Genomic DNA, 26,711 nt, shown 5'->3' with positions numbered 1-26,711 from the left:
ATAATACTCAAATTATTTATTTTCTTTGAAATTGTATCATAAGTTTGCCTATTGCTACAATTCCATTTTGACGTGTTGTTACTGCTTTTGCTTGAGATTTTTAAAGCGAATCACAGAACCAATAATGATAAAGACCCAACCAATCGCTATGTAAACCACTTTCATTGTTTTTGTCGATGACGGTAAAATATCCATAATCGTTAAACAGACAAAAAGTATCCCAACAATCGAAAAAAGCATACCAATCGTTAAATTCTTCACGAAAAACCCTCCCAACTATGTACGCCCTCGATTTTACCGTATTCTTAGCAAAAAGAAAACACTAATCCAAGTAAGAATCCTTGGATTAGTGATAATTGTGTCATTAAGCTTTCGCATGGGCAAAAAATTCTTCGTATAACGCCTGTAAAATGCGGTTTTCATATTCCTGAAGTACACCAAAAACGAGACTTACTTCAGAAGAGCCTTGATTGATCATTTCAATGTTTGCACCAGTTCTTGAAATCGCAGTAGCTGCACGGGCAGCTAACCCTGTATTATGGCGCATGCCTTCGCCAACAATCACAATCATCGAAAAACCATGACGCATTTCTACATACTCAGCATGTAGCTCTTCTTTCACTCGACTAATAATACGCTCTTCATTATCTGGTGATATCTGATTCGAACGCATAATGACTGAAATATCGTCTAAGCCAGAAGGTGTGTGTTCATAAGAAATATTCTCATCTTCTAAAATTTGTAGTAGCTTTCGTCCAAAGCCTACTTCACGATTCATCAAATATTTAGAAACATATAAAGTTGAAAAACCACTGTCTGCCGAGATACCTGTAACGGGACGACCTGTTGCAGGACGACTTGGTACGATACGAGTACCTGGGGCTGATGGATTATTTGTATTTTTTATGTTAACGGGCACCCCAATCTTGTAGACAGGCATTAATGCTTCATCATGGAACACTGAAAAGCCTGCATATGATAATTCGCGCATTTCGCGATACGTAATTTCTTTAATTTCCACTGGATCATTGACAACCTTCGGATTCGCAGAGAACACACAATCCACATCCGTAAAGTTTTCATATAACTCCGCTTCAACAGCTGCTGCTAAAATGGAGCCAGTAATATCAGAGCCTCCGCGGTCAAATGTTCGCAATACGCCCGCTTTAGTGTAACCGAAGAACCCTGGGAACACAATAATTTCTTTTGTGTCTTTTAAAGGCGCTAAATTAGCATACGCTTCGGGTAAAGCAAATGTTCTTTCTGGCAAATCATTGACCACTAAACCATCCTTAGGACTTACATAGCGTGCGGGCATTCCAATGGCATTAAAATAAGCGGCAATAAGCTTAGCGTTATTATCTTCACCAGCTGCTTTAATGCTATCGATGAATAATTCCACGTTCGTTTTGTCACCTTGTACACGTTCACGTAAATCTTCCGCAATCACGTCACAAATGGCATCATCTAGCCCTAAGCCATCTGCAATTGCTCGAAAACGATCGACTACAATTTGCAATTTGTCTTCGGTATCTTCATGTTGTAACGCGGCAGTTGCTAATTGTATTAATAGATCGGTTACTTTTATATCGTCACCAGATCGTTTGCCTGGTGCTGAAACGGCAACGATTTTACGTGCCGAATTAGATTTCACAATGTTTGCCACTTTTTGAATTTGTTCTGCGTTTGCTACAGATGTTCCACCAAATTTACACACGATCATATCTATCAAATCCTAACTTTTTCAAATTAATTGTATTCCTCCAAAAAACAATTGACTGTACACAGTGTACAAATTATCAATTCCTACGTCAATACAATTTAAAAAATTCGCGCAATTTACTGAGAAATATGGACAATTTTCGTACTGTTTGATTTATTATACGGATTTCGTATGAAATAGTTAAGGTTTTTATGAATTTTTTTTCGTGACGTTCACAGATTCGTGAAATTTACCGTTTTGACTTTCTTCTATATAATGAGGAAAACGCTTACTCCCCACTATGATATGCACAAGTATCCTCGTTGTTTGTGCTAATTTGCAGGCGAAAGGAGGGTTTTGAGTAGGAGGTTATAAGTGGTTTATCATCTTCCTATTGACCTAGAAGATGGCTTGTTCACTTTTTTGCGGATATGTAAAATTCCTTCATGACTAAGCTTGAACAAGGGAATATCTTTTATATCTCCCCCATCCATACAAAAAAAACTAGGATCACATATTTTTAGTGAAACCTAGTTTTTCCTAGCTATTCATTTAAATCGCAGTCCAGCCACCATCAATGACTAGTTCTGCACCTGTCATAAAGCGCGATTCGTCAGAGGCAAGGAAGACCACACCGTAGGCTACATCCTCAGGTGCACCAAAGTATGGCAGTTGTGTATAGGTTTTATAGAAAGGCAATGCGCCGCCTTCCTCCATCGTTGGCGCTGTCATAGGCGTAACGATAATGCCAGGATGAACAGAATTTACACGAATATGATCTTTCCCATACTCGACTGCAGCTGATTTAGATAACACTCGAAGTGCTCCTTTTGCTGCAGTATAAGGGCTTGTCCCTGCCATTCCGACGATTCCACCAATGGAAGAAATATTGACGATAGAACCGCCACCAGCCTTTTGCATTTCTGGAATCACATATTTCATACCAATGACACAGCCATTCAAATTAATGTCCATCACTTTATTCCATTCGTCCATTTCCATGTTGGCGATCGTTTTTGGTGATGAAATTCCTGCATTGTTGACTAGTACATCGACTTTACCATATACCTTCACCGCCTCTGCAATAACAGCCTTCCACTCGTCCTCAGAAGTTACATTATGTGAAAGAGCAATAATCTCTCCACCATTTTCTTTAATTTCTTTGACCAAGTTATTCAACGGCTCGATTTGCACATCTGTCGCAATAACCTTTGCTCCTTCTTGTGCAAATAGTTTTGCTTCAGAAGCTCCCATACCCATCGCTGCTCCTGTAATAATAGCTACTTTCCCATTTAAACGTCCCATCTATAAAACTTCCTTTCCTTTATCAATCCATTCCCACTGTGAAAATGCCCCAAGATTTTTCCAATCCTTGACATAAGCAAGAAGTCTTCATTTCGATTCAGCAGGTGTTTGGACACCCTTAAAAAAGTGCAACAAGCATATCTTTTCCGTGCGTTTGCTACTAAATGGCTGAATCAGATAAATGTATAATTCATGAACATGTTAACAACTAGTTGTATTATCGACACGGTGTCGTTAATATAATTATAACTGTCTGTTCAAAAAGGGCAAACTACACAAGAGCGATAATTGATGCATTAACAACATGGAAGTCTTTCGTGTTGTATAAACGATAAATTTAATACAAGGAGCTTGAAAATGTCGAAAAAAATGGACCCTCGCGTGATTAGAACACGCCAGCTATTAAGAGATGCGCTAGTGGAATTAATTGATGAACAAGGCTATGAGAAGATTACTGTGCAAGATATTACCCAACGGGCCACCTTGAACCGGGCCACCTTTTATTTACATTATCGTGACAAATTAGACTTACTGTATCAAAGCTCTGAGGAAATCCTACATGAATTAGTAGGTAGTATTCACCCAACGGTTGAAGAGAAGAAAGATTTCGATTTATTGCCTCATTATGATCAGCCGCATGAGACCTTTATGCATTTGTTTGAACAAATTGCGCTGAATAGTAAGCTTTACAAAGTCTACCTCACAGAAAAAGATATCCCTTATTTTTCGGCAGGCTTAAAAAAGATAATTATCGATTTTGTATCAAGTGGCATTCAATTGATGGAGCCTGATGATCAAAAATTAACCGTACCGCGTGAGATGGCTATCCGTTTTTATGCTGCCGCCTTCCTTGAAGTAATCGTCTGGTGGTTAGAAAATGATATGCCCTATACGCCAAAATTTATGGCCACTCAGTTAATGCGTATTACCATTAAGGGACCCTACTTGGATAACCCCTTTCAGCAACCTTAAAAGCTGGCATTTATGATATGCCAGCTTTTAAGGTTAATTGATATGTACAATAACTGACCAATTATACTGGATGGTCACGGTTGCACCACAGCCGTAGTAACAGCCATCCCTTAACTTTCCCACCCGATCATTCCCTCCACTTTTTTAGAAAATAGATGTAAAAGTTCTGACAAAACTGCTATTCCTTTCGATGTAGTTTGTATACAAATATTCATTGAAACAGGAATGATAGCAACCCCTTTAGTTCTATTTCTAAAGGGGGTATTTTAGCTGTACCTCAGCGTATAGGATTGTCAAAATTCCAGTTCGTATAAATGACAGCCGCGTTTACTGGGTCTGTCGTCGTATCTTCCGTGAAACCGCCTATTAGATTCCCTACTCTAAATGTTGGCTCAAAAAATTGTTCTTCCTTTGGGGGTGCGGTGGGACCATCTATCCCCAATTTCGTCTCATCTGTGACCACAACTTCCATGCCGTTATCCAACGTAAAGCTCAGTCCATCCTTTCCGACTTCTGTGATTTTTCCTTCAATATTGACGACTGCTTTTGCCGCAGGAGCTGCATGATCCACTACAATTCTTTCCGTTAAATCAAGTGCAGTATCATTGTTTACATTTACTAAAGGAGCAGCTACAGCAATTACTGCACAGGCAACTAAACTTCCCACACTAATTCGTACTTTTTTCATAAATGCCCTCTTTTCTTTTTGCTCAAATTCCATCATCTCGTTTTGCATCTTTATCTTAAATTCATCGGAAGCATGAATTTGCTTCAGCACATTTTTATAAGCATTCATCAGACCTTAGTCCCTTCTTCTAGTATTGTTTTCAATTTCATTCGTGCCCTTCGTAGCTTGGAGCCAATCGTGTTGCCATTCATTCCTAATAGATTAGCGATTTCTACAGTTGTATAGCCTTCATAATAATGTAAATAAACAATGACTCTCTCTTCTGGACTAAGCTCAAAAATCTCCGTAAGAACCATCTGCTCCTCTTTGGCGATAAAGGACATTTCTTCAGTAATCGGCACTGTCTTCGTCACACGGGAAGACTTAAAGTAATCCTTACATTTATTAAAAGTTACTTTGATGAGCCAAGCTTTTAAATGATCTTCATGATCAAAGGGCTTTCTCTGTTTCATAAGAGTCATAAAAACGTCTTGAACAATGTCCTCTGCCTCAGACATATTTTTTGTCTGATGCACAGCAATTCGGATTAAGGTGTCACTATATGTTTGAACAACCTCTTGAACACATAAGCCCGCAAACTTTTTCATATTTCCTATCGAGCCCCCTTCTTTTCATAATACGATTCATCTTTTAAAATTCGTGCAGTGGATTATACTTTTATTATCATGGATGATTGGAGGCTGTCCTAAATGAAAAAGAAGAGTAAACTAATTCCCTCCTTAAGATCACATGTATTTTTTATGAAGTTGTAACCACTGACTTCATAAGAATTGTATGATAACTATCAAAAAGACCGACAAAATGCTTGTTCTAACAGTTATACTGAATATTAATTTATAATGATATGACAAGAGTTGGAATGATTATTAACAGGAGAATGATAGATGAAAATAGTAATTGCAGAAAAACCAGACCAAGCTGCCAAGTTAGCTGCTCCCTTTTCTTTTACTAAAAAGACAGGATATTTTGAAGTCAAAGCCAACTCATATTTCCCAAATGGAGCAATTATCACATGGGCAATTGGGCATCTATGTGAATTAAAAACACCCGAAGAATATGATTCTACATGGAAAAAGTGGAAGTTGGAAACATTACCCATTATCCCCGATCGATTTGAATATAAAGTCTCTAAATCTAAGTATAAACAATTTACTATCATCAAAAATCTAGTTAAAAGAGCAGACATTCAGGAAATTATTATCGGTGGAGATGCGGGTCGTGAAGGGGAATTAATTATTCGTACCATTTTAAGGGTATGCGGTGTAAACAAACCGATGAAGCGATTATGGATATCATCCTTAACCGAAAACTCGGTAAAAAATGGCTTCTCTAATTTACTACCTGAAGCACAAACGAAGGATATTTATTACGAAGCTTTAAGTCGTTCCTGTGCAGATTGGCTAATTGGTATTAATACGTCGAGATTATATACGGTTCTACTTAAGAAAAACGGTGTCAAAGATGTCTTTTCCATTGGCAGAGTACAAACCCCAACCCTTGCATTAATTGTTCATAGAGAACATGAAATCGCGAATTTTAAATCAGAGCCTTTTTGGGAAGTCGAAGCAGTCTTTCATTTTGCAGGTAAGATGCTAAAAGCAAAATGGCACAAAAATAATATGTCAAGAGTATTGGAAGAAAAACAAGCGATAGCCATCGCTAATTTCTGTCTACATAAAAATGTAGACATCACAAAAATAATTAAAGAGACAAAGGAATACGCACCGCCTCTTTTATTTAATTTGTCAGGGTTACAGGCTACAGCAAATAAGGCTTATAAGTTTTCACCACAAAAAACTCTTGATATTTTACAAAAGCTTTATGTAAAAGGTTTAGTTTCATACCCAAGATCTGATTCACAGTTTTTAACAAGCGAAGAAGCCAAAACACTACCAACTATATTAAACAATTTGAGCAAAATGGATAAATATAAAAACCTTCTGCCTCCCCCAATAAACTCCATTATGCATAACAAAAGATATGTAAATGAGAAAAAGGTTACGGACCACCATGCAATCATTGTGACAGAACAGATGCCTAATCTTAGTAAGCTAAGCATGGAAGAAGAGAAGATTTACGATTTAGTAGCTAGACAAGTCATTGCAGCACATTATAACCATGCCATTTTTGCTTACACCACCATTCATTCGCTTGTCGATAAACGAGCAGAGTTCATATCGAAGGGGAAGGAGCAAATCGAGGAGGGCTGGCGTAAAGTCATTTATCCAACTAAAGATAGTTCATCTCAAGAAGAGGAAGAAATGCTTCCCCTGCTTCATGAAAATGAGCTAGGAACTGTGGCTCAAGCTAGCGTTAAACAAGGGGCAACACAGCCACCTAATAGATATTCAGAAGGTCATTTAATTACATTGATGAAAACAGCTGGTAAACATCTTGATGATGCGGAATTAGAAAAGGTTTTGTCTAAAACAGAAGGTTTAGGGACTGAAGCAACACGAGCGGGTATTATTGGTACACTCAAAGATCGACAGTACATTGAAATAAAGAAAAATCAAGTATTTGCTACGTCTAAAGGTATGCTATTAATTGAAGCGCTCGGTGAAAACAGCCTATTAACATCACCCTCCATGACGGCAAAATGGGAGCAGCGACTAGCTGAAATTGGTGAAGGACATGCTTCTCCCCAAGCATTTATGGAGCAAGTAAAAAAGCTTACCTATAAATTGATTACCGATGCACATGAACGCGAAAAAGCATGGACATTCGATCAAAAGGAAGTCGAAAAAATCAGTGCCAATAATCCTTATCAAAAGAAATATAAAAAAGAAAAAACCGTTGTCGGAAAATGTATTCTTTGTAATGGCTCTATTATAGATCATGGAACTTTTTACGGTTGTTCAAACTATAAAGCTGCAAACTGTAAATTTTCTGTGTCCAAGAAAATTCTTAGTAAAACCATTTCACAGACGAATGTAAGAAAGCTACTAGCCACTGGTGAAACAGACATGATAAAAGGGTTTAAGAAGGGACAAAAAACCTTCAATGCGCATCTTATTTGGGATAAACAAGAACATAGGGTACATTTTAAATTTCCTCAATAATAGAGCATTTAGGCGGGAAGGCACTTCAAAGGGCGATATATTTATATCGCCCTTTCTTTCCCACTACCTCAAAAGAAATATGTTAAAGCATTGCTTCCAGAGGTTATTAATGCTAATAAACCTGCAAGCATCATCCATAGCGCATATCGGTTTTCTTCCTGTTTTCTCTTGCCTATCCAAAATAAAATGAAGCTGATGATTAATAAAACACCCCCTATTATTGCACCTGTAATAATCCCAATCATCATGCCCATTTCCTATTGCCTCCTTATCTTCTCATCAAACTATTTGTTTTAATCTAGTTTCATTGTATCTATCAGTCATCACTTTTTTCTTACTCATTCCTTACATATTCATTAAGTTATAAACACTTCTATCCGCCACCAAACTAAAAACACCTTAATAGTTACACTATCAAGGTGTGGTTCGTCAATTGACTAGCTAATGTAAATACCTGATCCATGCGCTCATCCTCTTCTACCCTTCAAAAAAAGAACATACATATCGATATGTATGTCCCTTTCCCTCTTATTTCAAATACGTATTTAATACTTGGTCCATATGTGCATTGAGCTTATTAAGATCAACTGCTGATACTGGCTGATTCACAAGCTGATATTTTTCTTTCAGCTGAATGATTCTACGGACACTGTCATTAATTTGCTGCTCTGTGATTTCCCCGTTCTTTACGGCTGCCTTCAATGCATCTATGGCCGCTGTGACATTGGCGAATTCATGGGCAATTAAAATAATATCATTACCCGCCTTCACAGAATCTACAGCAGCTTGCCCAATATTAAAATGATTCGTAATGGCCTTCATCGTCATATCGTCAGTCATTACAACCCCATCAAAGCCAAGCTGATTTCTTAAAATCCCAGTAATAATTTCCTTTGACATCGATGAAGGGTATTGTTGATCGATTTTAGGTAATAAAATATGACCGACCATAACCACATCAACGCCTTTATCAATCGCCGCTTTAAATGGAATAAGCTCTAGCTTAGTTAAATCGTCTAGACTTTTCGACACTTTGGGTAGCTCTAAGTGAGAATCTACTGATGTATCACCATGACCAGGGAAATGCTTAATGACTGGAATTACCTGCTGACTTTCTAACCCCTGCATAGTCTGAATTCCTAATTGACTAACGATATCAGGCTTATTAGAGAACGAACGATCACCAATAATCGGGTTGTTCGGATTGCTGTTCACATCCATTACAGGGGCGAAGTCTAGATTGAAGCCAAATGCCTTTAATTGTTCCCCTAATAATTGACCAATCTCATAGGAGAATTGTGATTGATTGATTTGCCCAATCTTTTGGTTTGTTGGGAAATTTTTTAACGGCCCTGGTAATCTGACTACTTTGCCCCCTTCTTGGTCAGTTCCCAAAAATAATGGTAGTCGATTAGTCCCGTTCGCTGCCATTAGATCATTCATCAGTGAGACTGTTTGCTGTGGTGTTTCAAGATTATTGGCATAAAGAATCAATCCTCCAACCTTGTAATCACGAATTAAACTCGTTGTCTCTTGCTGAAGTGATGTGCCCGAAACACCGGCAAACATCATTTGACCCAGCTTTTCATCCAATGTCATCTGGTTGATTGTCTCTGCTATATCATCCGTTATTGCTGTATAGACAGAGATGTGATGAACAGCAGGATTGGCATCACCGTCAGTCGGCTTTGGCAAAATCCACTTTAGTTGATAGTGGTCGTTAACCTGATACACTAAAATAATTTGATTGGTCTTTGTGTCCTGATAATAGCGGACCTCATCAGGCTCGCCCAATTTATTTTTAATATCTGCTAAATGAATATTCCTTATATCTGCTTTAAATGAACGGATATCGAAAGCTTTTGTACTTTGAAAGCCAATCGTTATCTCTTGTTGAAGAAAATCCTCGTATTGTCCATTAGCGGACTCCGTTACTTGCTGAGGGTCCCCCCATTGCTGATGAACCGTACGGCTATCTGACTCCCCTGCGACAAATGGCACATCAGGTACTTTTCCTTCTCCTGCTAGGTTGACAATATCCTGAATGACTACGTCAAGATTTCCGGTATCGCCGCCCTCAGTTGCATGATCGCTATGCTCCTGGATTGGGGGTGACTCCGAATTTCTAGTCGTTTGTGTGGCTGGTCGCATCTTCATACCGATAAAAAAGAGCAAACCCATTAAAATCAGCACAAGAAATAGGAGCAAGCCACGTCTTCTTTTATGCATGAAAAAACCTCCTCAATCCAACCCTAAGAATCATAAATCATTCTACCAGCTAACGTTATCATATCTAATGAATGAATACAAAGCATGTGAAATCAACAGAAACGATTCACACTTTAGAAAATATTATCGTAAGCTAGCAAAAATACGAAGGAAAATGTTAAAATATTCTCATAAAGGGGGAGGCAAGGTATGGGGAAATTGAGTAAAAGGAATATATTGTGGATTGTACCAATCGGCATTTTAGGGGTATTTTGGTACTTCTATGGTCCACAAAAGGATATTACTGACAATGAATATATTACATATGTAAAAAACTATACTTATGAAAATAGTACAAAAACTTTAGAAAATGGCTTTGCTGCTGCCTGCGAAAATCCCTATTGGGTTTATTTTGAAACACAAAAAAGACAGGATGTAGTCGAGTTCAAAGGAGATTGCTCCGTTAATAATAAGGTTGCAAAGGTCAATGTGCAATTCCTTGTTGACAATGATAGGACAAATGTTCAATCAGGTGCAATGTTAGTGGATAGTAAAATGCAGGATGAATCGGATCGCGATCAGTTTTTGCTAGCATTAGTTAAATAATTAACATCCCCCCTCATCATTAAAACAGTGAGGGGGATTTCTGTTATTTCCTCATCTTGATTTTTAATTGCCAACATTGAATTATTCTGAATGATTACGAAAGATAAATAGATCATCAGGATTCCAAACATGCAAGTCGTCAGCAAGATATCCACGTAGCCAAAGTACTCCATCTATTTTTCTAATGTAAAATCCTTTAGGAAAATCCTCCTCATCACTTACGATTTCTGAGGCAATTGTGATGGACCCAGAAGGCGCTCGATTTTGTTGTTGAGGATTCCCTGATTTACTTTCAGGTTGGTCTAAATATGCAAGTCTTACGTAAGGTCCGACCTCAAGAGGACATAAATCCAAGCCAAGTTTGTTTGCTTGTTCAATAAGCTGAGGCATCGTGGCTCCATCAGGAAAACCAAGATTTCTAACAGCAAGTTCAACAATTTTTAGGCTATACTTTCTTTCAGAAGTAATAAATTTATCATCAGATAATAATTTCTCTCCGTAATGATTCATCGAGATAGAATGCTCTTGTAACTTTTGAATTAGCTGCCATTTCGTTAGTCCACCAACCTCTATTGACTTATCAATAACAGGGCAATCAGGATAAATTTTCAATTGTATCACTCCTTATTAATAAGCACCACATTATACATTTAATGAAAATAACGACATTCAAATCTTTTTCCTCTGCCGTTCGCTTACGTACATTTGTTCACGGTATCTTTCACATATAGTCTAAGAATACGGCTCTTGTCATGATTAAAAGCACAATTCTTGTTGCAGAATTGCGCCTAATTGTTAAGAATTGTTATTCAATTTATGGAAACAAATCAATCTACCTAGTGGCTACTTCTTTTTTTAATAAAGAATAGATAAACGTATCATATGCTTTTTCATTTTGCACCATATAGTCTCTTAGAATTCCCTCTTGCTGAAAACCTAGCTTCAGCAGTAACTGATTGGATGCTTCATTTTCTAAATACACAACAGCCCCAATCCGCTGTAAATTCATGTGTTCAAAGCCATAGGCGATTACTTGCTGAATGGCTTCTTTTATATATCCCTGTCGCCAGTAATCTGGATGGATTTCATAGCCGATTTCCGCTCGTTTGTGTGGAGCAGACCATAAATGATAACCAATCGTACCCATGACTTCGCCAGTTTCTTTACGCTCAATACCCCACCGTATGCCTCTCTTTTCCTCATAGTTTTTGTCAAAAAGCTTGATTAACTGTTCAGCCTGCTGTTTTTCAATAAAAGGTTCCTGCCCATAATAGCGTGTTACCTCCACATTGGAAAGGCAATGAAAAATGGCAGGTACATCAGCCTGCGTCAGTTTTCTTAATTTTAGTCGATCTGTTTCTAACTTTGGAAACATCCTTCTTCCCCCTTCCCACTTCTATATCCTTTAATCTCAAGCATAAAGGCGACTTCTCATACACCATGATCGATACATACTATCACCTATTACAAAAAATATATTTATTCCATCTTATGAAATTCCCATTTTTTGCACAAGTCATTTCTCTTAAATTTTAATAGAAATAACAAATATTACTATATAAAATTTATAAAATAGCTTATAATAGAAAGCTGACTATGCACTCCTACATTAAGCATATAAAGGTGATTTCAACATGCTATCTTATGAACGTATTCTAATAATGGTCCCGCCGGTTCCCTAGCTACGCTTTCTACTTGTCACTAACAGAGTAGAATTTGCTTGTAGGAGGGCAATATGTTGAAAAAACAGGCTGTACCATCTTTATTGTTAATGATTGTTCTTGTGGCGTTCCCACAAATTAGTGAAACCATTTATACACCATCTCTACCGGACATTGCAGATGCACTTGGTGTATCCAATAGTTCTGTCCAATTAACCTTAAGCATCTATTTTATTGGATTTGCATTCGGTGTTTTTAGCTGGGGATGGATTTCTGATATTATTGGCCGAAGACCTGCCATGTTAGGCGGTTTAATTTTTTATGGAATCGGGAGCGCATTATGTTTTTTTGCGGACACAATCTCCTTTCTCATTGTAAGTCGTTTTATTCAAGCATTCGGTGCTGCTACTGGCTCTATTATTACGCAAACCATTTTGCGAGAAAGTGTAGCCGGTCATAAACGACATGCAATGTTTGCACAAATTTCCGCAGTCATTGCGTTTACTCCTGCGGTAGGACCATTGATTGGGGGCTGGGTGGATCAAGCCCTTGGCTTCCGGGCAGTATTTTTTGTCCTAGTGGTCATGAGTATATGGTTGTTCATCTATGCCTTTGTTAGGTTACCTGAAACGACGCAACCAACTGCTAGGCAAAGAATAGCGATTTGGCCTGTCGTCAAACGCATTTTCGCTTCCCCGACCGTTCTTGTCTACGGTTTGGTCATTGGGGGCATTAACGGTGTGCTATTTAGCTATTATGCGGAGGCACCTTTTATTTTCATTGATTACTTTCAGATGACGCCGGGTCTCTATGGTTTTCTTGGCATCATCGTAGCATTGGCCTCGATTATAGGGGCTATGATTTCTAAGCGACTTATCACCACACGTTTACCTCAACAAATTATTCATATAGGTTGTTCGGTGATGTTGATAGGGGCTTTCCTCTTAATAATTGTCTGTACTTTGCCATTGCCTACAAGTATGCTAGCCATAGGCATTATGGGTACAGTTTTTATCTTGCTGTTAGGCTCGGGCATTGCTCTTCCTAACTGTTTAAGTCTAGCATTAGTAAACTTTCAGGACGTCATTGGAACAGCAGGCGCCATCTTTAGTCTCGGCTATTACTTGCTTGTCAGTATGATCACATATGGTATGAGTTTGCTTCACAATGAATCCTTGCTGACGATGCCACTTTATTTCTTGGGATTAACGACCATGATGTGGTTAAGTGCAAAAAAATATATTCGATAATGGATGTTAGCGGGCATCTTATCTACTAAAACAAAAATGCCACCCTGTTTTACAGGGTGGCTTCTTTTTTATTGAAAATAGTGATCCACAACTTCTTGTGCGGATTGAAACACCTTATTGCTTTGAGTCTTATAAAGGAATTTTGGATTCATACAGGCTTTCTCAAGACTTTTGGCTTGCTTTAACTTATCTGTCATTTGCTCAATAATATCCGTATAGCCGTCAAGCTGATTCGAGATTTTAGGTAGCATAATAGGTGAAATATCTAACACAATTGATACCTGATCCTCTGCGTAGCTATTTAAATTAATAAAAAAGCATTGTTCCAGATGCTTTGAATGTTTATCGATATTAATGACCGCCTTTTGAAAATGGGCGATGAGGCCTGTAGAAGTTTTCGTAATGTTAAAGCCTTGCTCTGTTAGATGTTGTTCAACGAGCTGTAAAAACTGATCAACCTCAGCATCTAGTTTTGGCGTGACCGTTGATTGGATTAAATCATCACAATTTTGATAAATTGTATCAATCTCAGTCTGTTTTTCAACAAGTATTTTAAAATTGGACATTGAATACACGCTTCATCTCCCCTTTTTATTAAGGTAGACATTCATGGAACGTTTTAGTCATAGACATAAAAAATTAACCAAGCTAGGGAGGTTCCTATGATAAGAAATTCTGTCAAAGCCATCATCCTCGTTGATGGTGACATCTTGCTGATCAAAAATAAAATTTCGGAGGAACATTTTTATCTTTGTCCTGGAGGTGGACAAGAGCATGGTGAAACATTTCATGCGACTCTCCAACGAGAATGCCTTGAAGAAATAGGCGCATCTGTGCATATTGGAGAGCTTCTTTTTATCCGCGAATATATTGGGAAAAATCATGAGCATGCTGCCTTTGACGCGGATGTTCATCAAGTAGAATATTATTTTCTATGTCAGCTCCATGAGCAATTGCCCCAACCCACTAATCCAGATAGTCACCAAATTGGGACAGAATGGGTCTCAGTGGCAAGGCTCCACGAGTTCCCACTATATCCCAAATTATTAATTCCACAGCTTCAGCGATATGAGCAAGGGCTACAAACCACTATTTATTTAGGTGACATCAATTAGAAAAGGCTGCCTATTTTTAGAGACAGCCTTCTTTAGCATTAAATGTTTTGACCATTGTATAGTAGCTACTGCCAGGCGGATAATCTTTTATTTCCCCCACTACTTGATAGCCTCTTTCCTCATAAAACGTACGAGCTTGGAACGAATAGGTTGTAAGCAAAGCCTTCTTAGCACCCATTTCCTGTGCGGCTATTTCTACCTGTGCTAGCAGCTTACTGCCCAAGCCTTTTCCCCGATACGCTTCTTGAAACCAACATTTATGTATTTCCAGCCATCCCCAATAAACTTCAGCGGTCAAACCACCGACCCATTGCTGTTGTTGATCCGTTACGATCAAATGGAGAGGACGAACCGCTCCCTTCTGTCTACTTTCCCGATGATATGGAGAATGCTCATTATTAAAGCTACGAATTTTATCATGTAAAAAATTCGTAAAATCATCATACGGTTCATATAAAATAGAAATATGCGTATCGAAATGAAGTTCCTCCTAATCCTGATAACGTTTCAATAGTTTATCCTGATGCGCGACAAAAATTTCCTCAAGTGGTATATCATATTGATTGGCAATGACAATAATATTCCCTATTACATCGCCTAGCTCCTCAATGAGCTCTTGCTTATTTTCCTCATAGGTTGGTGTAATTTCATCTGGTCGATCTCGGCCAATTTCTAATGCTCGTATTGCTCTAGCTACCTCACCAGTTTCTTCAGCTAAAAAGCCAATTCGTGTAAATATGTTAAGCTCTGACCACCCGCGGCTTTCATAGTAGTCCTTTACCCAATGTTGAAACTCATTTAACTCCATTTTCGTTCCCCCTCCATTTCTTTCCTATTCAAATTAAATTATACTATAAAAGAATCTCATCAGATATGGAGGAGTCAACAATGAAAAGTATCGCAGTATTTTGCGGATCTAGTATCGGCGCTTTAGACGCCTATCGTGAAGGTGCAATTCAGCTAGGGAAAGAGTTAGCCAAACGTCAAATTACCCTTATTTATGGTGGGGCAAGCGTCGGCATTATGGCAACAGTGGCCAATACCGTGCTACAGGAAGGTGGAAAGGTTATTGGTGTGATTCCTACCTTGTTAGAGGAGCGTGAAATTGCTCATCAGCAGTTAACAGAGCTGATTGTTGTCAACACCATGCATGAACGCAAAAGTAAAATGATGGAACTAGCAGATGGCTTTATCGCCCTGCCTGGTGGTCCTGGTACACTAGAGGAATTTTTTGAAGTGTTTACTTGGAATCAAATCGGCCTCATTCAAAAACCTTGCGCCATTTTCAATATTGAACAGTATTTCGATTTATTAATCTCATTTTTTGATCATATGCAACAGGAACAATTTTTAAAGGCCCAATATCGGGAAGCCTTAATTGTTGAGGCAGAAGCTACAGCGCTTTTAGATCAATGTCAAAATTTTGTTCCTCCCGCTATAAAAACCTACGAGCTAAGCAAATAATCAGGTGGTAAGGGTAGTCATCCTTTTATTCGACTATGCTTACCACCCTTTTTTTATCTCGTCGCATCTCGCTTTTTCACCACGAATACAGCTACCAATACCATAATGAGCTTCACCACCATGATGATTACATATACACTAAATGATAGTATGGTCGGTAATAAAACAAGCCACCATGACCAAGTAATAATATCCGTTACCTTTAATAGGACAAAAACAATGGTCAATACTTCTGCAATGCCCATCTGTTCACCACCTTTGTATGTATGTTCACTATGTAGTAACTATATTCCTCAGTATAGGGTTCATGTAACAGGAGGAAGTACCATGTATCCTTTAGTTTGTACTTTTAAAAAAAGTTGTGTAGGCTCAATCAGAATTTGCATTTCCAGCCAAGCATAATCTGAAAGATAATGAATTTTTAACAGACAAACCATTAGCAACCATGATGAAGAGGAGATTTCTCATCATCATAGTTTGTCACTTTAACAGTCATGATCCACGTTCAAAAAAATAATATGAATAATGCGCTACATGTAATGGCACATTACTTATAGGAGGTGGACAAATTATGTCTAGAATTATTGGTGTTGAAGAGTCTTTATCCAATATTGAAGATGCTTTAAAAGCGAAAGGCTATGAAGTCATCCAGCTTCGAAATGAAGAGGATGCTAAAAAATGTGATGCCTGCATCATTACTGGTCAGGACCGAGACGTCATGGGGATTAGTGATCCAATTATAAAGGGTCCTGTCATTGATGCGAATGGGCTTTCAGCTAACGATGTCGTTCAGCGTGTCGAAAAATATTTCCATTAATGATGAAGTGCTGTCGCGTAAACATCGCGAGCAGCACTTTCTTATTTGGTTTTTTCCTTACATACTTATAATCTCTACTTATAATACACCTATTAGTTGTACAAAATAAATAATAGGAACTTTAAAAAGTAGGGAGACATATGAGCCAAAAAAATATATTGCTTGTTATTTTAATGCTTACGACCACACTACTCATGTCAGGCTGTTGGGATGTAACAGAACCCCAACGGATGTATTATGTGCAAGGTGTTGGTGTTGATTATAAGGATAATGAATATATAGCGTACATCCAACTTATGAACTTCGCCAACGTAGCAAAAATCGAACAATCGAACCCACAAGCAGCACCAACTGAAGTCGGTAAAGCTACAGGAAAAACTATCGAAGAAGCCATTTATAAATTGTATCGTTCAATGGACCAAGAAGTTTTTTGGGGACATATGACCTTTCTCCTTTTCTCGGAAAAAGCAATGGAAAGTGAACATGCCATTCCCATTATCGACACTTTTTTACGCTTTCGAGAAACAAGATACCATATTTGGGTCTATTGTACACAAGACCCTATCGAGGAAGTATTATTAGCATCTCCTATTCTTGAAAAATCGCCTACTTCTACCAAATTGAGTAATCCTAAAAATACTTCAAAACAAGAGTCGTTTGTAGAGCCTGTTAACTTGAGACAGCTAGTCATTGGGTTAAATGAGCCAAATCATGAAATGAAAGTCCCATTCATTTCCATCAATCAAGACTGGGAAACGGCAAAGGAATCCCGAACTGAAACCGTTTTTGCAGGTGTGGGCATTCTTTCAAAGAACGGTTTCAAGGGTTTTATTAAAGGCAATACAGCTCGAGGAATAGAATGGATGAATAATGCAACGAAGCAAGGGGAAATTACGATAAAATTAGACAATAGTGAGGAACGTGACTACTTAACCGTTGATATTAAAAAATTAGATGTCAATGTCAAACCGATTGTTCGAAACAATCAAGTGAAATTTGAAGTGTATTTAAAATTTAACACCATTTTGAATGGCTTTAAAGGGAAAGTGACACCGAGTCAAATCAGGAAAAAGGTGGAAAAAGAAGTCAAAAAGGAAATTATGGCTACTTTTGAGGAAGGCTTAAACTTGGATGCAGACGTCTTTCGTTTGTCAGAATATCTCTATCGTGACAATGTGAAGGTATGGAAAAAAATACAGAAGGATGGCAAAATCCCTTTAACCAAGGATTCCATCAGTAAAATCGATATTCATATCAACAAAGTAAGCCCCGGGCGAAAATCGTTTGAAGAAACTCTTACCGAATAACAATAAGAGACCACCCAATAATTGGAGTGGTCTCTTGTTTATGATAGCACTTGATGAAGCTGATCAAGGACCGCTCCTCTACTTATGCCCCCGTGATAGCAAACAACCGTCTCAATTTCGAGGTCTAGGTATTTTTTTAAAGACTCCTGAGCTTCCGCCAAATCTAATACGGATGGCTCATGGATACCCACAATATTGCCATCAACACTGTATAGCGAGTCTCCGGCAATTAACGTTTTGCTTTGTGTCAAATAAAGGCTAATATGTCCCGGCGTATGCCCAGGTGTATGGATGATTTGAATACCTCCACAAAACGGCAGTTCCTCACCATCACTTAAAGTCTTATCCACTCGCCCCTTAGGAGGATTCTCTAAATGTGCATCTTTTAATAAGGGTAGTTTCCCTTGAATATAAGGTTGCTCTAGTGCATGCGCGTATATTCGTATTTCCTGTGCACATGTATCTATTAAATCCGGCAGGCAACCAATATGATCCACATCCTGATGCGTGAGAATGACCGCCCTTAGCTGGTTCAATGAAACACCAACCTGTGCCATAGCCTCTCGCAATTCTTCCATTTGTCCAGGAAAACCTGCGTCTATTAAAACAGCCATATCTTGATCCCACAAAAGCGTAGGATGAATCATGAATCCTTGATAATTCAGTTCCAGTACCTTTACGCCTTTCGATATTTCTATAGCATTCGCCCCCTTTGCCAAACATGAAGAGATAATGTGATCCTCTATTTAGTTTCTGCTTTCAGACTAAAATTTCCTGCCAACCCCATCATGGACTTTAAAATTTTGTAGTCTGTATGTGATTATTTTTTCTCGTTCTCTTAGCATCTATATAAACGAACAGAGCAACAAGTAGAAAGCTTAGACTAACAAGACGGAAAATCATCTCTACACTCATCCATTCAGCTAAAAGCCCTAATATAAAGGCACTAATGCCAACTCCACTATCAAAACTAGAAAGAAATGTTGCATTAGCCGCACCACTTTTTGCCTCACTGACTTTTTGAACAGTCCATGTTTGTAAACAAGGCATAACTGTTCCATAGCCTGCTCCGAACAGGATGGCTGCGATAATAAGCAACCAACTATTAGTCGCGTAAGACAACACCATCAATGATAAAAACCCTACTACTGCTGACACAATGATAATAGACCATGGCCCCGTTTTATCAAACCATTTTCCTGTAAAGGGACGTAGTAAGGTGGAAACAATTGCATTGATAAGGAAAAATAAAAAAATATGATCTAATCCTCTTTGTTCGCCGTATAGCACTAGGAAGGTAATAATTGCACCAAAGCCAAGCGTCGTCATAACAGTCAATAATGCTTGAAACCATACTTCTTTCTCAAAAATTGCTTCCATAAATTGAAATGGCTGTTTCTCATGCTTAACCGGTTCAGCCGAATAAACAAATTGAAGTGCTATCACTGCCAAAAGGCAAAGCATGCAAGAAGAATAGATTAATATACTGAAAGAAAAAGAATGATAGAGTAGAATGCCTAAGCTAGGGGCAATAATAGCTCCTACGGTTGTCGAAATAGAAAAATAGCCTATCCCTTCACCTAATCTAGTTTTAGGAATTAAATCCACCGCCATTGTACTATTTGCAGTAGTCGACACTCCCCATGTGGCTCCATGGAAAAACCGTAACAGTAGAATGAGCCAAATCGTGTTCATAAAGGGATAAATGATTGTAATAATCATTAGCGTTATGCCTGCCCCCATAGCTAAACCTTTTCTATTGTTATCGACTAAATAATAGCCTACAAAAGGTCGAATAATAATAGCGCCTATTGTAAATACTGTAGTCACTAACCCTACCTGAAAGGGAGAAGCATGTAAGCTCATCAAATAGGCAGGTAGAATAGGTAGTAACATTTCAAATCCTATAAAAGTTAAAAAGTTACTCATAAATAATAAAAGAAATGCTGAAGTAAAAATAGTTTGTTTATTCATTTTAAAATTCCTCGCTTCTAATTAATCTTTTAAATTAGAAGCGCTTGGCACACTGAAACATTCCTAAATTGCCTTAACTTTTTCAGCAATAGTCTCACCCTTTCAAAAATTTTTTGGTCAATTATTTTTTTTAAAACGCAAAAAGACGCCAGAAAACCGGCGTCAGGAAATGCATAGAGTATTTTAAAAAAACTTTATCTATTAAATACAAGGGCAAAAAGCTTCCGGTTGCTGAATTCTATATGAAGTTTCGCTAAAAAAAGACAGACTGGTCCCGTTGAATTGACATCAGCTAATTGTAAAAATGTCTTTACTTCCATTGCAGCCATTCTAAAAATAGTATCCATCACTTTTTGCCTCCTTTCGAAATATCAATACATTATAATCTAATACAAAATAATTAAAAATGCAAATTCAGTTTTCCGCCATCACAATCATTTAGCGCCACTTCGTACAACCTAGGAACTTATCTGTGCACAATATACCCCACCTTACGTGGAGCCACTACGTTTTGCTTTTCAACACTTTTCATACGATCATCTGGATTTTTTTTCATAGGAGTTATCAAAAGTTCAAACATGGTTAGTTGTTTAGCCATATTCATCCCCCCTTATGATTTTAAAAAATGAACATACTATTGCCTACTTTTCTTATATATGATTCATAACTCGTTTTTATACTAGCCATTTCCTTTCAAAAGAGAGTCATACTCAAAAAAATATAGACAACTTTATCCCTAGTTCTTTCATTTAAATAAAAAAGAGCAGCCTGATTTACAATCTACTAGGAAGTAAAAGGTATCCTACTAGTAAAAGGACTGGCATCAAGGAAACAATTAAAGCCACTATTTTCAACTTCCCTTTTTGGCTAAAAAGAGCGGCTAGAAATGAAGCTAATATTAAGGAGATGACCACAATGTCCCCAATTTCAGAGGTTCCATTCACTACAATGGGGGTAATAAAAGCAAAAAGAATGAACAAAGAAAATAATAACAATGAAAACATACTCAAATATTTTCTAAACACCATTACTTCACCCCATCATGGTTTTTTCTTCCATTATTTTAACATAAATCATTTCATTTCTTATTCAACTAAACCGCTCAGAAGTTAAATAAAAAAGAGCTGCACATGCAACTCCTAAGCTACTACCTACACTTCAACTGTTTTAACAACACTTTCTTATAAAATTCGTGCAGTCTTCCCGTCGATAATTTTAACATGTATATACGACGAACCTCCACCTTGAATAAAATGGTTTGGCACTTCAGATACATCAAGGAATTCCTTTATATGAATGGACTTTTTACGGTTAGGCTCAATCGTCATAAAATAAGGACCAGCTACATTCATGAGCGACTCCATACGCTGTCCTTTTTCCGTTAAATGATCATCTAAAAACTCTAGCTCAAATGACACCGCTTCATTACTTCGATTTTGTAATTCAAGATGACATTCTCCCTGTAATATATGTTGGCTAACTACATCAAATTGGCATTCGCCATTCTCTGTATAGGAAATCGCCATGATGCCGCTAGCGAAAGTCTCTTGATAGATGGTTATCAGAAGTAAAGGGAAAAAGGTAAAGGTGATTAGCACTACACCAATCGAAAGCAGATGGAATTTTTTTATACCTTTGACCAATAAAATCACAGCAAGGATAAAGAGAACTGAACCAAGTATACCAAGCAACACATAGCCCTCATCTTTGAGGATAGGAAACGACATAAAAGAAATTCGAGCATTCAGCATTTGATAATTAGGAAATGGGAAAAATAAACACATACAAATTCCTAAAAGGATAATGGAAGTAACAAGCGCCTTTTTATTTCTTATCATTTTCCCCCTCCTCTTGTACAAATGAAAATAGGCGATGCTCCATTTCTACTTTTGCGCACATAATTCTCTAAAATTGCATCCACGACAATGCCATTTTTCTTGTGTTTGATCAAAATCCACAAGGTCTACAGGCTCGTTGGAAAAAATATCGGCTTGATACTTTTTCATTTCTAACACACTATACTGAAATGTATGTAAAATATTTTCCATATCAATATCGGTGAAGCTATATTTTTTCCGTTTTCCCGTTAGTAAATATTCATTATAGACCTCGATTTGCTCAAGCGGCACCCGATATTTTTGCTGCACATAATAGGCATAGAGGGCTAATTGCTGACGATCATCATCTGACTCTCCCCCCGTCTTCCAGTCCACGATAACCCATTTATCTGTTAGTTCATTAAAGTAATGAAAATCCATTACAACAAACACTTGGATATCGTTGATTTTCATCGAGCGAAATTGTTCTGGTTCTCCAATTCGTAAAGAGCCTCTTTGTGATGTAATTTGTTGAAATGTTTCACTTATCAAAAAATGCTCAAAGACAAGCTGGATTCGTTCTTTATAATCCTGTACTAGGTCAGAAGAAAGTTTGCCAGAATAGTATATTTCCTGCATCATATAATATTTATTTGGCTTGTGCCTCCAAGATTCAAGATGGCGAGTAGAATCTATAAATGCCGCATTCAGCTGTCCTCTAGCTCCATGAATCAGCTCCTCTAATGTGGGGGGCTGTCTAGTTTGTAAATAATCATTAATAGCCTGCTCAATAAAACGGTGAACAATTTGCCCAAATAAAATAGGCATGGGCTGCAGCTTTTTCAAACGATAAACAAGTTGATGATAAGGCTCCACATTGTAGCTCAGCCACCCGTTATGAGAAAAATAATATTCATAGCCATATTTACGGGCACAGCTTGTTAGCGTTTTATGGCGTGACAGTGACCACGAAAAGGTAGGATATGGTGTAATTTCAAACAGGACAATCACCTCCTATAACTGCTGTATAAAATCATAAACAAGCTGTACGATCAACACAATGGTTACAATACGGAGTAGGAGTTTTACTTGATTTGCTTTCACCTTTCTCGCTAAAACAATGCCTATTTGCGCACCAATCGTAGAGCCTACCATTAAAATCAATGTAAGTGGCCATTCAATTTTTCCCGTAGCAATATAAGTAATTGCTGCTCCTGAGCACATGGCGAATACACCTACCCTTGAGAGTCCAACTGCTTTAATATAAGAAATTTTCTCATGAGCATATGTATAAAGGGCTAGTGTACTACTGCCAGGCCCAAACATACCATCATAAAAACCAACTCCAAGAAGGATTGGACCATTTTTTCGATTCATCTTAAAGAGTTCTTTATGGCCAAAATCAGCCCCACCCATAAAGGACATCATTAACGCAAAGCCTAGTAAAACGATGGCAATAAACGTCAATGCTTGGCTACTCATAAACGAAGCAAAAAGTCCACCCAATGTTCCACCGATTAACGATACTAATAAGACTGGCTGCATTTCTGACCATGCTAATTCTTTTCGTTTATAGATCGTATAAAAGCTCGAAAAAGCACTTACCATATTGGACACTTTATTGGCGCCAATGGCAGAATGAACTGGCACCCCCATTAACATCATCGTTGGTAAGGTGATTAAACCACCGCCACCCACTAATGTACCAATGACATTCCCAATGATTCCAATGAATAAAAATAACAAGTATTCCATCATATCCTTCTTTCTCTCTCACAAAAGCAATCATTCTATGATACAGTATAACAGATTGTAATTTTGAATGAGGATGGAAATGAGGGCAAGGATGCAAACACAACAAAAAACACCAACACCACGCTTTTGTCACCAGCTAACGATCGTCGTGGCCATCATTTTTTTAGCTGGCTTCACAGCTACACTGATTCAATATCAAAAGCTTCCTGCAACGATTCCAGTTTTACAAAGCTTTACGAGTGACCACGCACAATTCGGACCAAAAATCGCCATATTTTATTTACCTTTTATTGCACTTATGCTATTTTTACTTTTGCACTATTTAGAGATGAAAGCAGCCTATCCTGTGATGCGTAAAAATAAACCGCCGCTGTCCCATAGTCAGCGTCAAAATGGCATCATGACATTTTGTCTCATAAAAAATAGTATTTTATTGTACTTTACGTACTCCCTTTTCAATGACCTTACGATCGCACTTGGGCACGATCGTATTTTACAGCAATGGCATGCGTATCTCTTTCTTTTCTTGCTCTGTGGTATTTTCAGTATGGGAATCGTACGAGGCATTTTATTGAATAAAAAGCATTAAAAAAGACGTATTAAAGAGTGGCTCTTTAATACGTCTTCCAAACATGAAACTACTCTATGGATTGCATAAATAAAATAAGCTGATCCTCTTGTATGCAATCGATGGCAACTTTATTACGTGACAGGTGACCACATTTTTTACATTGATGTACAATTTGATAACCTTTTTTAGATGAATAATCAATAGTAATCGGTTGCATTAACCCTTTACATGGATTGGCTCTATCACCAGGTATAATATCTAGGTGCTTAGAATATAAACAATGTGGGCAATGATTGCGGAAACTACCATTGTTTAATGGGATCACGTCCAGCCCACACTGCTCACAATGAAATGCTGTATTTTCAGTTTTTCTACTCAATTGTTCTTCCTCCAAGACGATTTTTTCATCTTTGGAGAAAGGGTTCCGTTTTGTTTTTCTAAATTAATAGTATTAGGCTTTGATCATGATTTAACCCATTCACCGTTTCGCTCTACAAAACGATTACTTCTAGTTCCACCTTCAAAAGAACATTTTTCATCTCTTTATCCGAACCACGATTGACTTTAGACTATTGTATCAACCACTGTAAGACGGACCTCTCCACCTTCCACTAGTCGGTGCTCATTGATCATCACTAACTTAGGCATTCGTCCCCTTATGAACAATTGTAGGATATCTATTTACCTTCAAATGATCGACTCCTCATACGTTTCATGTTTTATTTAGTATACCAAATAGTTATTCACCATCCAATTCTCTTTCCATTTGTCTAAAATTATGTATTAAACCATACTTTTGTACACCACGCGCTTGTTCGATGCTAGCATCAGCCCATTGGCGGAACAATTCTTTATTGTTTTGGCTATGGGCGTAAACTGCCTCTACAGCAGGTTGCATCCAAGGCTGTGTCAGCTTGTCACTTCTCATAGCTGCCGTTCGACCTTCCATGGCTGCAATATAGCAAAGGGCGTAGCTTGACAATGGCTCCTTGTTAATTTGCTGGGCAGCAGCCTTTGCCGCTCCAAGATTTTTTTCCATAATCGCTTTCGTAAATAGGTAATTGTTTTTGATAGCTGGCTGCTTATAATGGTGGATGATGACATCCATAGCACGAATCTGTTCGTCTACCGTTTCATAAGCGGATGCATAGAGAGCCGCAAATATTGGTTCTTTCTGACGGCGCTTCACCCATTTATCTACAAGTTCCATATTGTTTGTTCGATATAAAATATGTACATGACGATAAATAATAGCTACCACGAACAAAGCAATTATACCGAGGGAAAAGGATAGCCGCACCCCTGATAAAGATAGCCCCATTGCCAGCAAAATAATGGCTAAATAAATGACTGTTAATTGAACAATTTTCATAATGCCTCCTACTGCAGCTTCCTGCGCATCTTACGTGAAAAGATGAAACCCGCTCCTATAAAGAAGACAAGTGCCATTACTTTCATGATAGGAATGATAAAAAGCTTACTGATGAGGAAAACAACGACTATATAATAGACCACCATTGCCAATAAAAATAATGTTAGCTTATTCACGCGGCTCCCTACTTTCCTCTAATGCCGCCTCAATCGCGGCAAGCGCTTTTGGACCCATTCCATGTAAATGAGCTAAAGTGGAAAGCTCAACGTTTTCCAGCTGTTTCAATTGTGTATAGCCTGCTGCTTGTAATGCACGAATTGCAGGCTTGGCTACTCCCTTTGGCCATTCTGTCATGTTTGCACTTCCCTTCACGAAAAATCTTCTCTGCCCTATTATGCAAGTGACGTCAAAGAAATGCAAATAAGTCAAAAAGATAGAATTTGAAACAATGATAAGCAAGCAGTCATTAAATTAGTCAAACTATGAATACTCCAGCTTGTCACAATGGAACCTCCGCCAACTCGCTCATTCATCCATCCCATTACATAGCCTGCAAGCCCTGTAGATAGTACAACTAACAAGATGATTGGAAATGGTAATACCGTCCACAACAGAGCCCCATGAATACACCCAAAAACGAGGCTTTGTAGCAAATTTCCGACTTGGAAACCAAAGGATTTTGCCAGCCTTTTCAATAAAAAACCACGGAACAATAGCTCCTCTGATAAGCCGGTTTGAATCATAGCATATAGAAGAGCGGGTATGAGCCCCGCTAAGCCAAGGCCAGCAAATTGATTGGACGCTAATATGGAACCATCCATATAAAAAAAGACGAGAGCGAAATTAGGCATCACTACTATTACAATAGAAAGTATATAAAATATGGCATATTTCCCCTTATCGACAATAATAGGCCTATGCAACCCTAACCATTCAAGAAAGGGTTGTTCCTTTTTTGCTGAAAAACTCCACCAAACAAACGGTATGACTGAAAATAACAACACTTGCACAATAGCATTAATCATATTTTCTCCCCCTATTCATTACGTTAAGTGTAGAAGAAAG

General features: G+C 38.0%; 34 protein-coding genes. 9 read left to right on the top strand and 25 right to left on the bottom strand.

Annotated elements, in window-relative coordinates; all coding sequences use genetic code 11:
• Positions 1-78: 78 nt before the first annotated feature.
• From AC3CH7_RS15150 to AC3CH7_RS15140, 3 genes are all read right to left on the bottom strand, one after another.
• A complete protein-coding gene (locus AC3CH7_RS15150; protein WP_031419837.1) occupies positions 79-261 on the bottom strand; it encodes a hypothetical protein in 183 nt (60 codons plus the stop codon).
• Positions 262-364: 103 nt separating this feature from the next.
• Complete coding sequence (locus AC3CH7_RS15145; RefSeq protein WP_012294079.1) at positions 365-1,723, bottom strand: aspartate kinase; 1,359 nt, start codon at positions 1,721-1,723, stop codon at positions 365-367.
• A 531-nt stretch (positions 1,724-2,254) separates the two neighbouring features.
• A complete protein-coding gene (locus tag AC3CH7_RS15140) occupies positions 2,255-3,007 on the bottom strand; it encodes an SDR family NAD(P)-dependent oxidoreductase (RefSeq protein ID WP_036215700.1) in 753 nt (250 codons plus the stop codon).
• 357 nt (positions 3,008-3,364) lie between these two features.
• On the opposite strand from AC3CH7_RS15140, the gene AC3CH7_RS15135 reads away from it, so the two are divergent.
• Positions 3,365-3,979, top strand: a complete 615-nt coding sequence (locus AC3CH7_RS15135) for a TetR/AcrR family transcriptional regulator (RefSeq protein ID WP_012294077.1) — start codon at positions 3,365-3,367, stop codon at positions 3,977-3,979.
• Between the two features lie 277 nt (positions 3,980-4,256).
• Here AC3CH7_RS15135 and AC3CH7_RS15130 read toward each other — a convergent pair whose 3' ends face one another.
• Entirely contained in the window at positions 4,257-4,775 is a 519-nt protein-coding gene (locus tag AC3CH7_RS15130) for a hypothetical protein (RefSeq protein WP_012294076.1), read from the bottom strand.
• A complete protein-coding gene (locus AC3CH7_RS15125; RefSeq protein ID WP_488381515.1) occupies positions 4,775-5,254 on the bottom strand; it encodes an RNA polymerase sigma factor in 480 nt (159 codons plus the stop codon). Before AC3CH7_RS15125 ends, AC3CH7_RS15130 begins: the two co-directional genes overlap by 1 nt.
• A gap of 297 nt (positions 5,255-5,551) precedes the next feature.
• Between AC3CH7_RS15125 and AC3CH7_RS15120 the strand changes: the two genes are divergently transcribed.
• Entirely contained in the window at positions 5,552-7,729 is a 2,178-nt protein-coding gene (locus AC3CH7_RS15120) for a DNA topoisomerase III (protein ID WP_036161385.1), read from the top strand.
• A gap of 68 nt (positions 7,730-7,797) precedes the next feature.
• On the opposite strand, the gene AC3CH7_RS15115 is transcribed toward AC3CH7_RS15120, so the two are convergent.
• Complete coding sequence (locus tag AC3CH7_RS15115) at positions 7,798-7,983, bottom strand: hypothetical protein (RefSeq protein ID WP_036166283.1); 186 nt, start codon at positions 7,981-7,983, stop codon at positions 7,798-7,800.
• A 274-nt stretch (positions 7,984-8,257) separates the two neighbouring features.
• A complete protein-coding gene (gene nagZ, locus AC3CH7_RS15110; protein ID WP_481276346.1) occupies positions 8,258-9,958 on the bottom strand; it encodes a beta-N-acetylhexosaminidase in 1,701 nt (566 codons plus the stop codon).
• Positions 9,959-10,147: 189 nt separating this feature from the next.
• Here nagZ and AC3CH7_RS15105 point away from each other — a divergent pair, with 189 nt between their 5' ends.
• A complete protein-coding gene (locus AC3CH7_RS15105; RefSeq protein WP_012294071.1) occupies positions 10,148-10,543 on the top strand; it encodes a hypothetical protein in 396 nt (131 codons plus the stop codon).
• 81 nt (positions 10,544-10,624) lie between these two features.
• On the opposite strand, the gene AC3CH7_RS15100 is transcribed toward AC3CH7_RS15105, so the two are convergent.
• Together AC3CH7_RS15100 and AC3CH7_RS15095 are read right to left on the bottom strand one after the other, a co-directional pair.
• A complete protein-coding gene (locus AC3CH7_RS15100) occupies positions 10,625-11,155 on the bottom strand; it encodes a helicase (protein WP_481276345.1) in 531 nt (176 codons plus the stop codon).
• A 220-nt stretch (positions 11,156-11,375) separates the two neighbouring features.
• The gene (locus AC3CH7_RS15095) at positions 11,376-11,918 is read right to left on the bottom strand and encodes a GNAT family N-acetyltransferase (RefSeq protein WP_012294069.1); all 543 of its coding nucleotides are present in this window, start codon (positions 11,916-11,918) and stop codon (positions 11,376-11,378) included.
• 363 nt (positions 11,919-12,281) lie between these two features.
• Here AC3CH7_RS15095 and AC3CH7_RS15090 point away from each other — a divergent pair, with 363 nt between their 5' ends.
• Positions 12,282-13,454, top strand: coding sequence for a multidrug effflux MFS transporter (locus AC3CH7_RS15090; protein WP_481276628.1), 1,173 nt, complete (start codon positions 12,282-12,284; stop codon positions 13,452-13,454).
• Between the two features lie 68 nt (positions 13,455-13,522).
• On the opposite strand, the gene AC3CH7_RS15085 is transcribed toward AC3CH7_RS15090, so the two are convergent.
• Entirely contained in the window at positions 13,523-14,020 is a 498-nt protein-coding gene (locus AC3CH7_RS15085; protein ID WP_012294067.1) for a hypothetical protein, read from the bottom strand.
• Positions 14,021-14,116: 96 nt separating this feature from the next.
• Here AC3CH7_RS15085 and AC3CH7_RS15080 point away from each other — a divergent pair, with 96 nt between their 5' ends.
• A complete protein-coding gene (locus AC3CH7_RS15080) occupies positions 14,117-14,569 on the top strand; it encodes an NUDIX domain-containing protein (protein ID WP_197149470.1) in 453 nt (150 codons plus the stop codon).
• A gap of 16 nt (positions 14,570-14,585) precedes the next feature.
• On the opposite strand, the gene AC3CH7_RS15075 is transcribed toward AC3CH7_RS15080, so the two are convergent.
• Both AC3CH7_RS15075 and AC3CH7_RS15070 read right to left on the bottom strand, forming a co-directional pair.
• Entirely contained in the window at positions 14,586-14,981 is a 396-nt protein-coding gene (locus AC3CH7_RS15075) for a GNAT family N-acetyltransferase (protein ID WP_080695186.1), read from the bottom strand.
• Positions 14,982-15,059: 78 nt separating this feature from the next.
• Positions 15,060-15,377: a MazG nucleotide pyrophosphohydrolase domain-containing protein gene (locus AC3CH7_RS15070; RefSeq protein ID WP_012294064.1), complete on the bottom strand. Its 318-nt coding sequence runs from the start codon at positions 15,375-15,377 to the stop codon at positions 15,060-15,062.
• Between the two features lie 80 nt (positions 15,378-15,457).
• Here AC3CH7_RS15070 and AC3CH7_RS15065 point away from each other — a divergent pair, with 80 nt between their 5' ends.
• Positions 15,458-16,033 carry an LOG family protein gene (locus AC3CH7_RS15065; protein ID WP_031419819.1) on the top strand — a complete coding sequence of 192 codons (576 nt, stop codon included), beginning with the start codon at positions 15,458-15,460 and terminating at the stop codon, positions 16,031-16,033.
• 53 nt (positions 16,034-16,086) lie between these two features.
• Here AC3CH7_RS15065 and AC3CH7_RS15060 read toward each other — a convergent pair whose 3' ends face one another.
• Positions 16,087-16,278, bottom strand: coding sequence for a hypothetical protein (locus AC3CH7_RS15060; RefSeq protein WP_012294062.1), 192 nt, complete (start codon positions 16,276-16,278; stop codon positions 16,087-16,089).
• 326 nt (positions 16,279-16,604) lie between these two features.
• On the opposite strand from AC3CH7_RS15060, the gene AC3CH7_RS15055 reads away from it, so the two are divergent.
• Positions 16,605-16,850, top strand: coding sequence for a YkuS family protein (locus AC3CH7_RS15055; RefSeq protein ID WP_012294061.1), 246 nt, complete (start codon positions 16,605-16,607; stop codon positions 16,848-16,850).
• A 140-nt stretch (positions 16,851-16,990) separates the two neighbouring features.
• Positions 16,991-18,157: a Ger(x)C family spore germination protein gene (locus AC3CH7_RS15050; RefSeq protein ID WP_198696011.1), complete on the top strand. Its 1,167-nt coding sequence runs from the start codon at positions 16,991-16,993 to the stop codon at positions 18,155-18,157.
• 38 nt (positions 18,158-18,195) lie between these two features.
• On the opposite strand, the gene AC3CH7_RS15045 is transcribed toward AC3CH7_RS15050, so the two are convergent.
• The 7 genes from AC3CH7_RS15045 to AC3CH7_RS15015 all read right to left on the bottom strand — a co-directional run bounded on the left by AC3CH7_RS15045 (position 18,196) and on the right by AC3CH7_RS15015 (position 23,703).
• A complete protein-coding gene (locus tag AC3CH7_RS15045) occupies positions 18,196-18,855 on the bottom strand; it encodes an MBL fold metallo-hydrolase (RefSeq protein WP_036162693.1) in 660 nt (219 codons plus the stop codon).
• Positions 18,856-18,952: 97 nt separating this feature from the next.
• Positions 18,953-20,131, bottom strand: a complete 1,179-nt coding sequence (locus AC3CH7_RS15040; RefSeq protein WP_488381516.1) for an MFS transporter — start codon at positions 20,129-20,131, stop codon at positions 18,953-18,955.
• Positions 20,132-20,325: 194 nt separating this feature from the next.
• Complete coding sequence (locus AC3CH7_RS15035) at positions 20,326-20,478, bottom strand: hypothetical protein (protein WP_012294057.1); 153 nt, start codon at positions 20,476-20,478, stop codon at positions 20,326-20,328.
• A gap of 119 nt (positions 20,479-20,597) precedes the next feature.
• Positions 20,598-20,729 carry a hypothetical protein gene (locus AC3CH7_RS15030; RefSeq protein ID WP_257216143.1) on the bottom strand — a complete coding sequence of 44 codons (132 nt, stop codon included), beginning with the start codon at positions 20,727-20,729 and terminating at the stop codon, positions 20,598-20,600.
• Positions 20,730-21,312: 583 nt separating this feature from the next.
• Positions 21,313-21,969 carry a hypothetical protein gene (locus AC3CH7_RS15025; RefSeq protein ID WP_488381517.1) on the bottom strand — a complete coding sequence of 219 codons (657 nt, stop codon included), beginning with the start codon at positions 21,967-21,969 and terminating at the stop codon, positions 21,313-21,315.
• 45 nt (positions 21,970-22,014) lie between these two features.
• Positions 22,015-22,959: a PD-(D/E)XK nuclease family protein gene (locus AC3CH7_RS15020; RefSeq protein ID WP_488381518.1), complete on the bottom strand. Its 945-nt coding sequence runs from the start codon at positions 22,957-22,959 to the stop codon at positions 22,015-22,017.
• A 3-nt stretch (positions 22,960-22,962) separates the two neighbouring features.
• On the bottom strand, positions 22,963-23,703 hold the full coding sequence (locus AC3CH7_RS15015) for a sulfite exporter TauE/SafE family protein (protein ID WP_036215674.1): 741 nt from the start codon (positions 23,701-23,703) through the stop codon (positions 22,963-22,965).
• A gap of 91 nt (positions 23,704-23,794) precedes the next feature.
• Here AC3CH7_RS15015 and AC3CH7_RS15010 point away from each other — a divergent pair, with 91 nt between their 5' ends.
• Complete coding sequence (locus AC3CH7_RS15010; protein ID WP_447402842.1) at positions 23,795-24,292, top strand: DUF1648 domain-containing protein; 498 nt, start codon at positions 23,795-23,797, stop codon at positions 24,290-24,292.
• Positions 24,293-24,341: 49 nt separating this feature from the next.
• Here AC3CH7_RS15010 and AC3CH7_RS15005 read toward each other — a convergent pair whose 3' ends face one another.
• The 5 genes from AC3CH7_RS15005 to AC3CH7_RS14985 form a co-directional block, all read right to left on the bottom strand.
• Positions 24,342-24,653, bottom strand: coding sequence for an RNHCP domain-containing protein (locus tag AC3CH7_RS15005; RefSeq protein WP_031419777.1), 312 nt, complete (start codon positions 24,651-24,653; stop codon positions 24,342-24,344).
• A 360-nt stretch (positions 24,654-25,013) separates the two neighbouring features.
• Positions 25,014-25,646 (bottom strand): hypothetical protein, encoded by a 633-nt coding sequence (locus AC3CH7_RS15000; protein ID WP_012294050.1) that lies wholly within the window; start codon positions 25,644-25,646, stop codon positions 25,014-25,016.
• An 8-nt stretch (positions 25,647-25,654) separates the two neighbouring features.
• Positions 25,655-25,822, bottom strand: a complete 168-nt coding sequence (locus AC3CH7_RS14995; protein ID WP_008175876.1) for a hypothetical protein — start codon at positions 25,820-25,822, stop codon at positions 25,655-25,657.
• Positions 25,815-26,000, bottom strand: coding sequence for a hypothetical protein (locus AC3CH7_RS14990; RefSeq protein WP_031419772.1), 186 nt, complete (start codon positions 25,998-26,000; stop codon positions 25,815-25,817). Before AC3CH7_RS14990 ends, AC3CH7_RS14995 begins: the two co-directional genes overlap by 8 nt.
• A gap of 71 nt (positions 26,001-26,071) precedes the next feature.
• Entirely contained in the window at positions 26,072-26,671 is a 600-nt protein-coding gene (locus AC3CH7_RS14985) for a CPBP family intramembrane glutamic endopeptidase (RefSeq protein ID WP_012294048.1), read from the bottom strand.
• Between the last annotated feature and the right edge of the window lie 40 nt (positions 26,672-26,711).

Source organism: Lysinibacillus sp. F12, assembly GCF_057773605.1.
The sequence above is the reverse complement of the archived record's forward strand: the minus strand, read 5'-3'. Positions and strand labels throughout refer to the sequence as shown.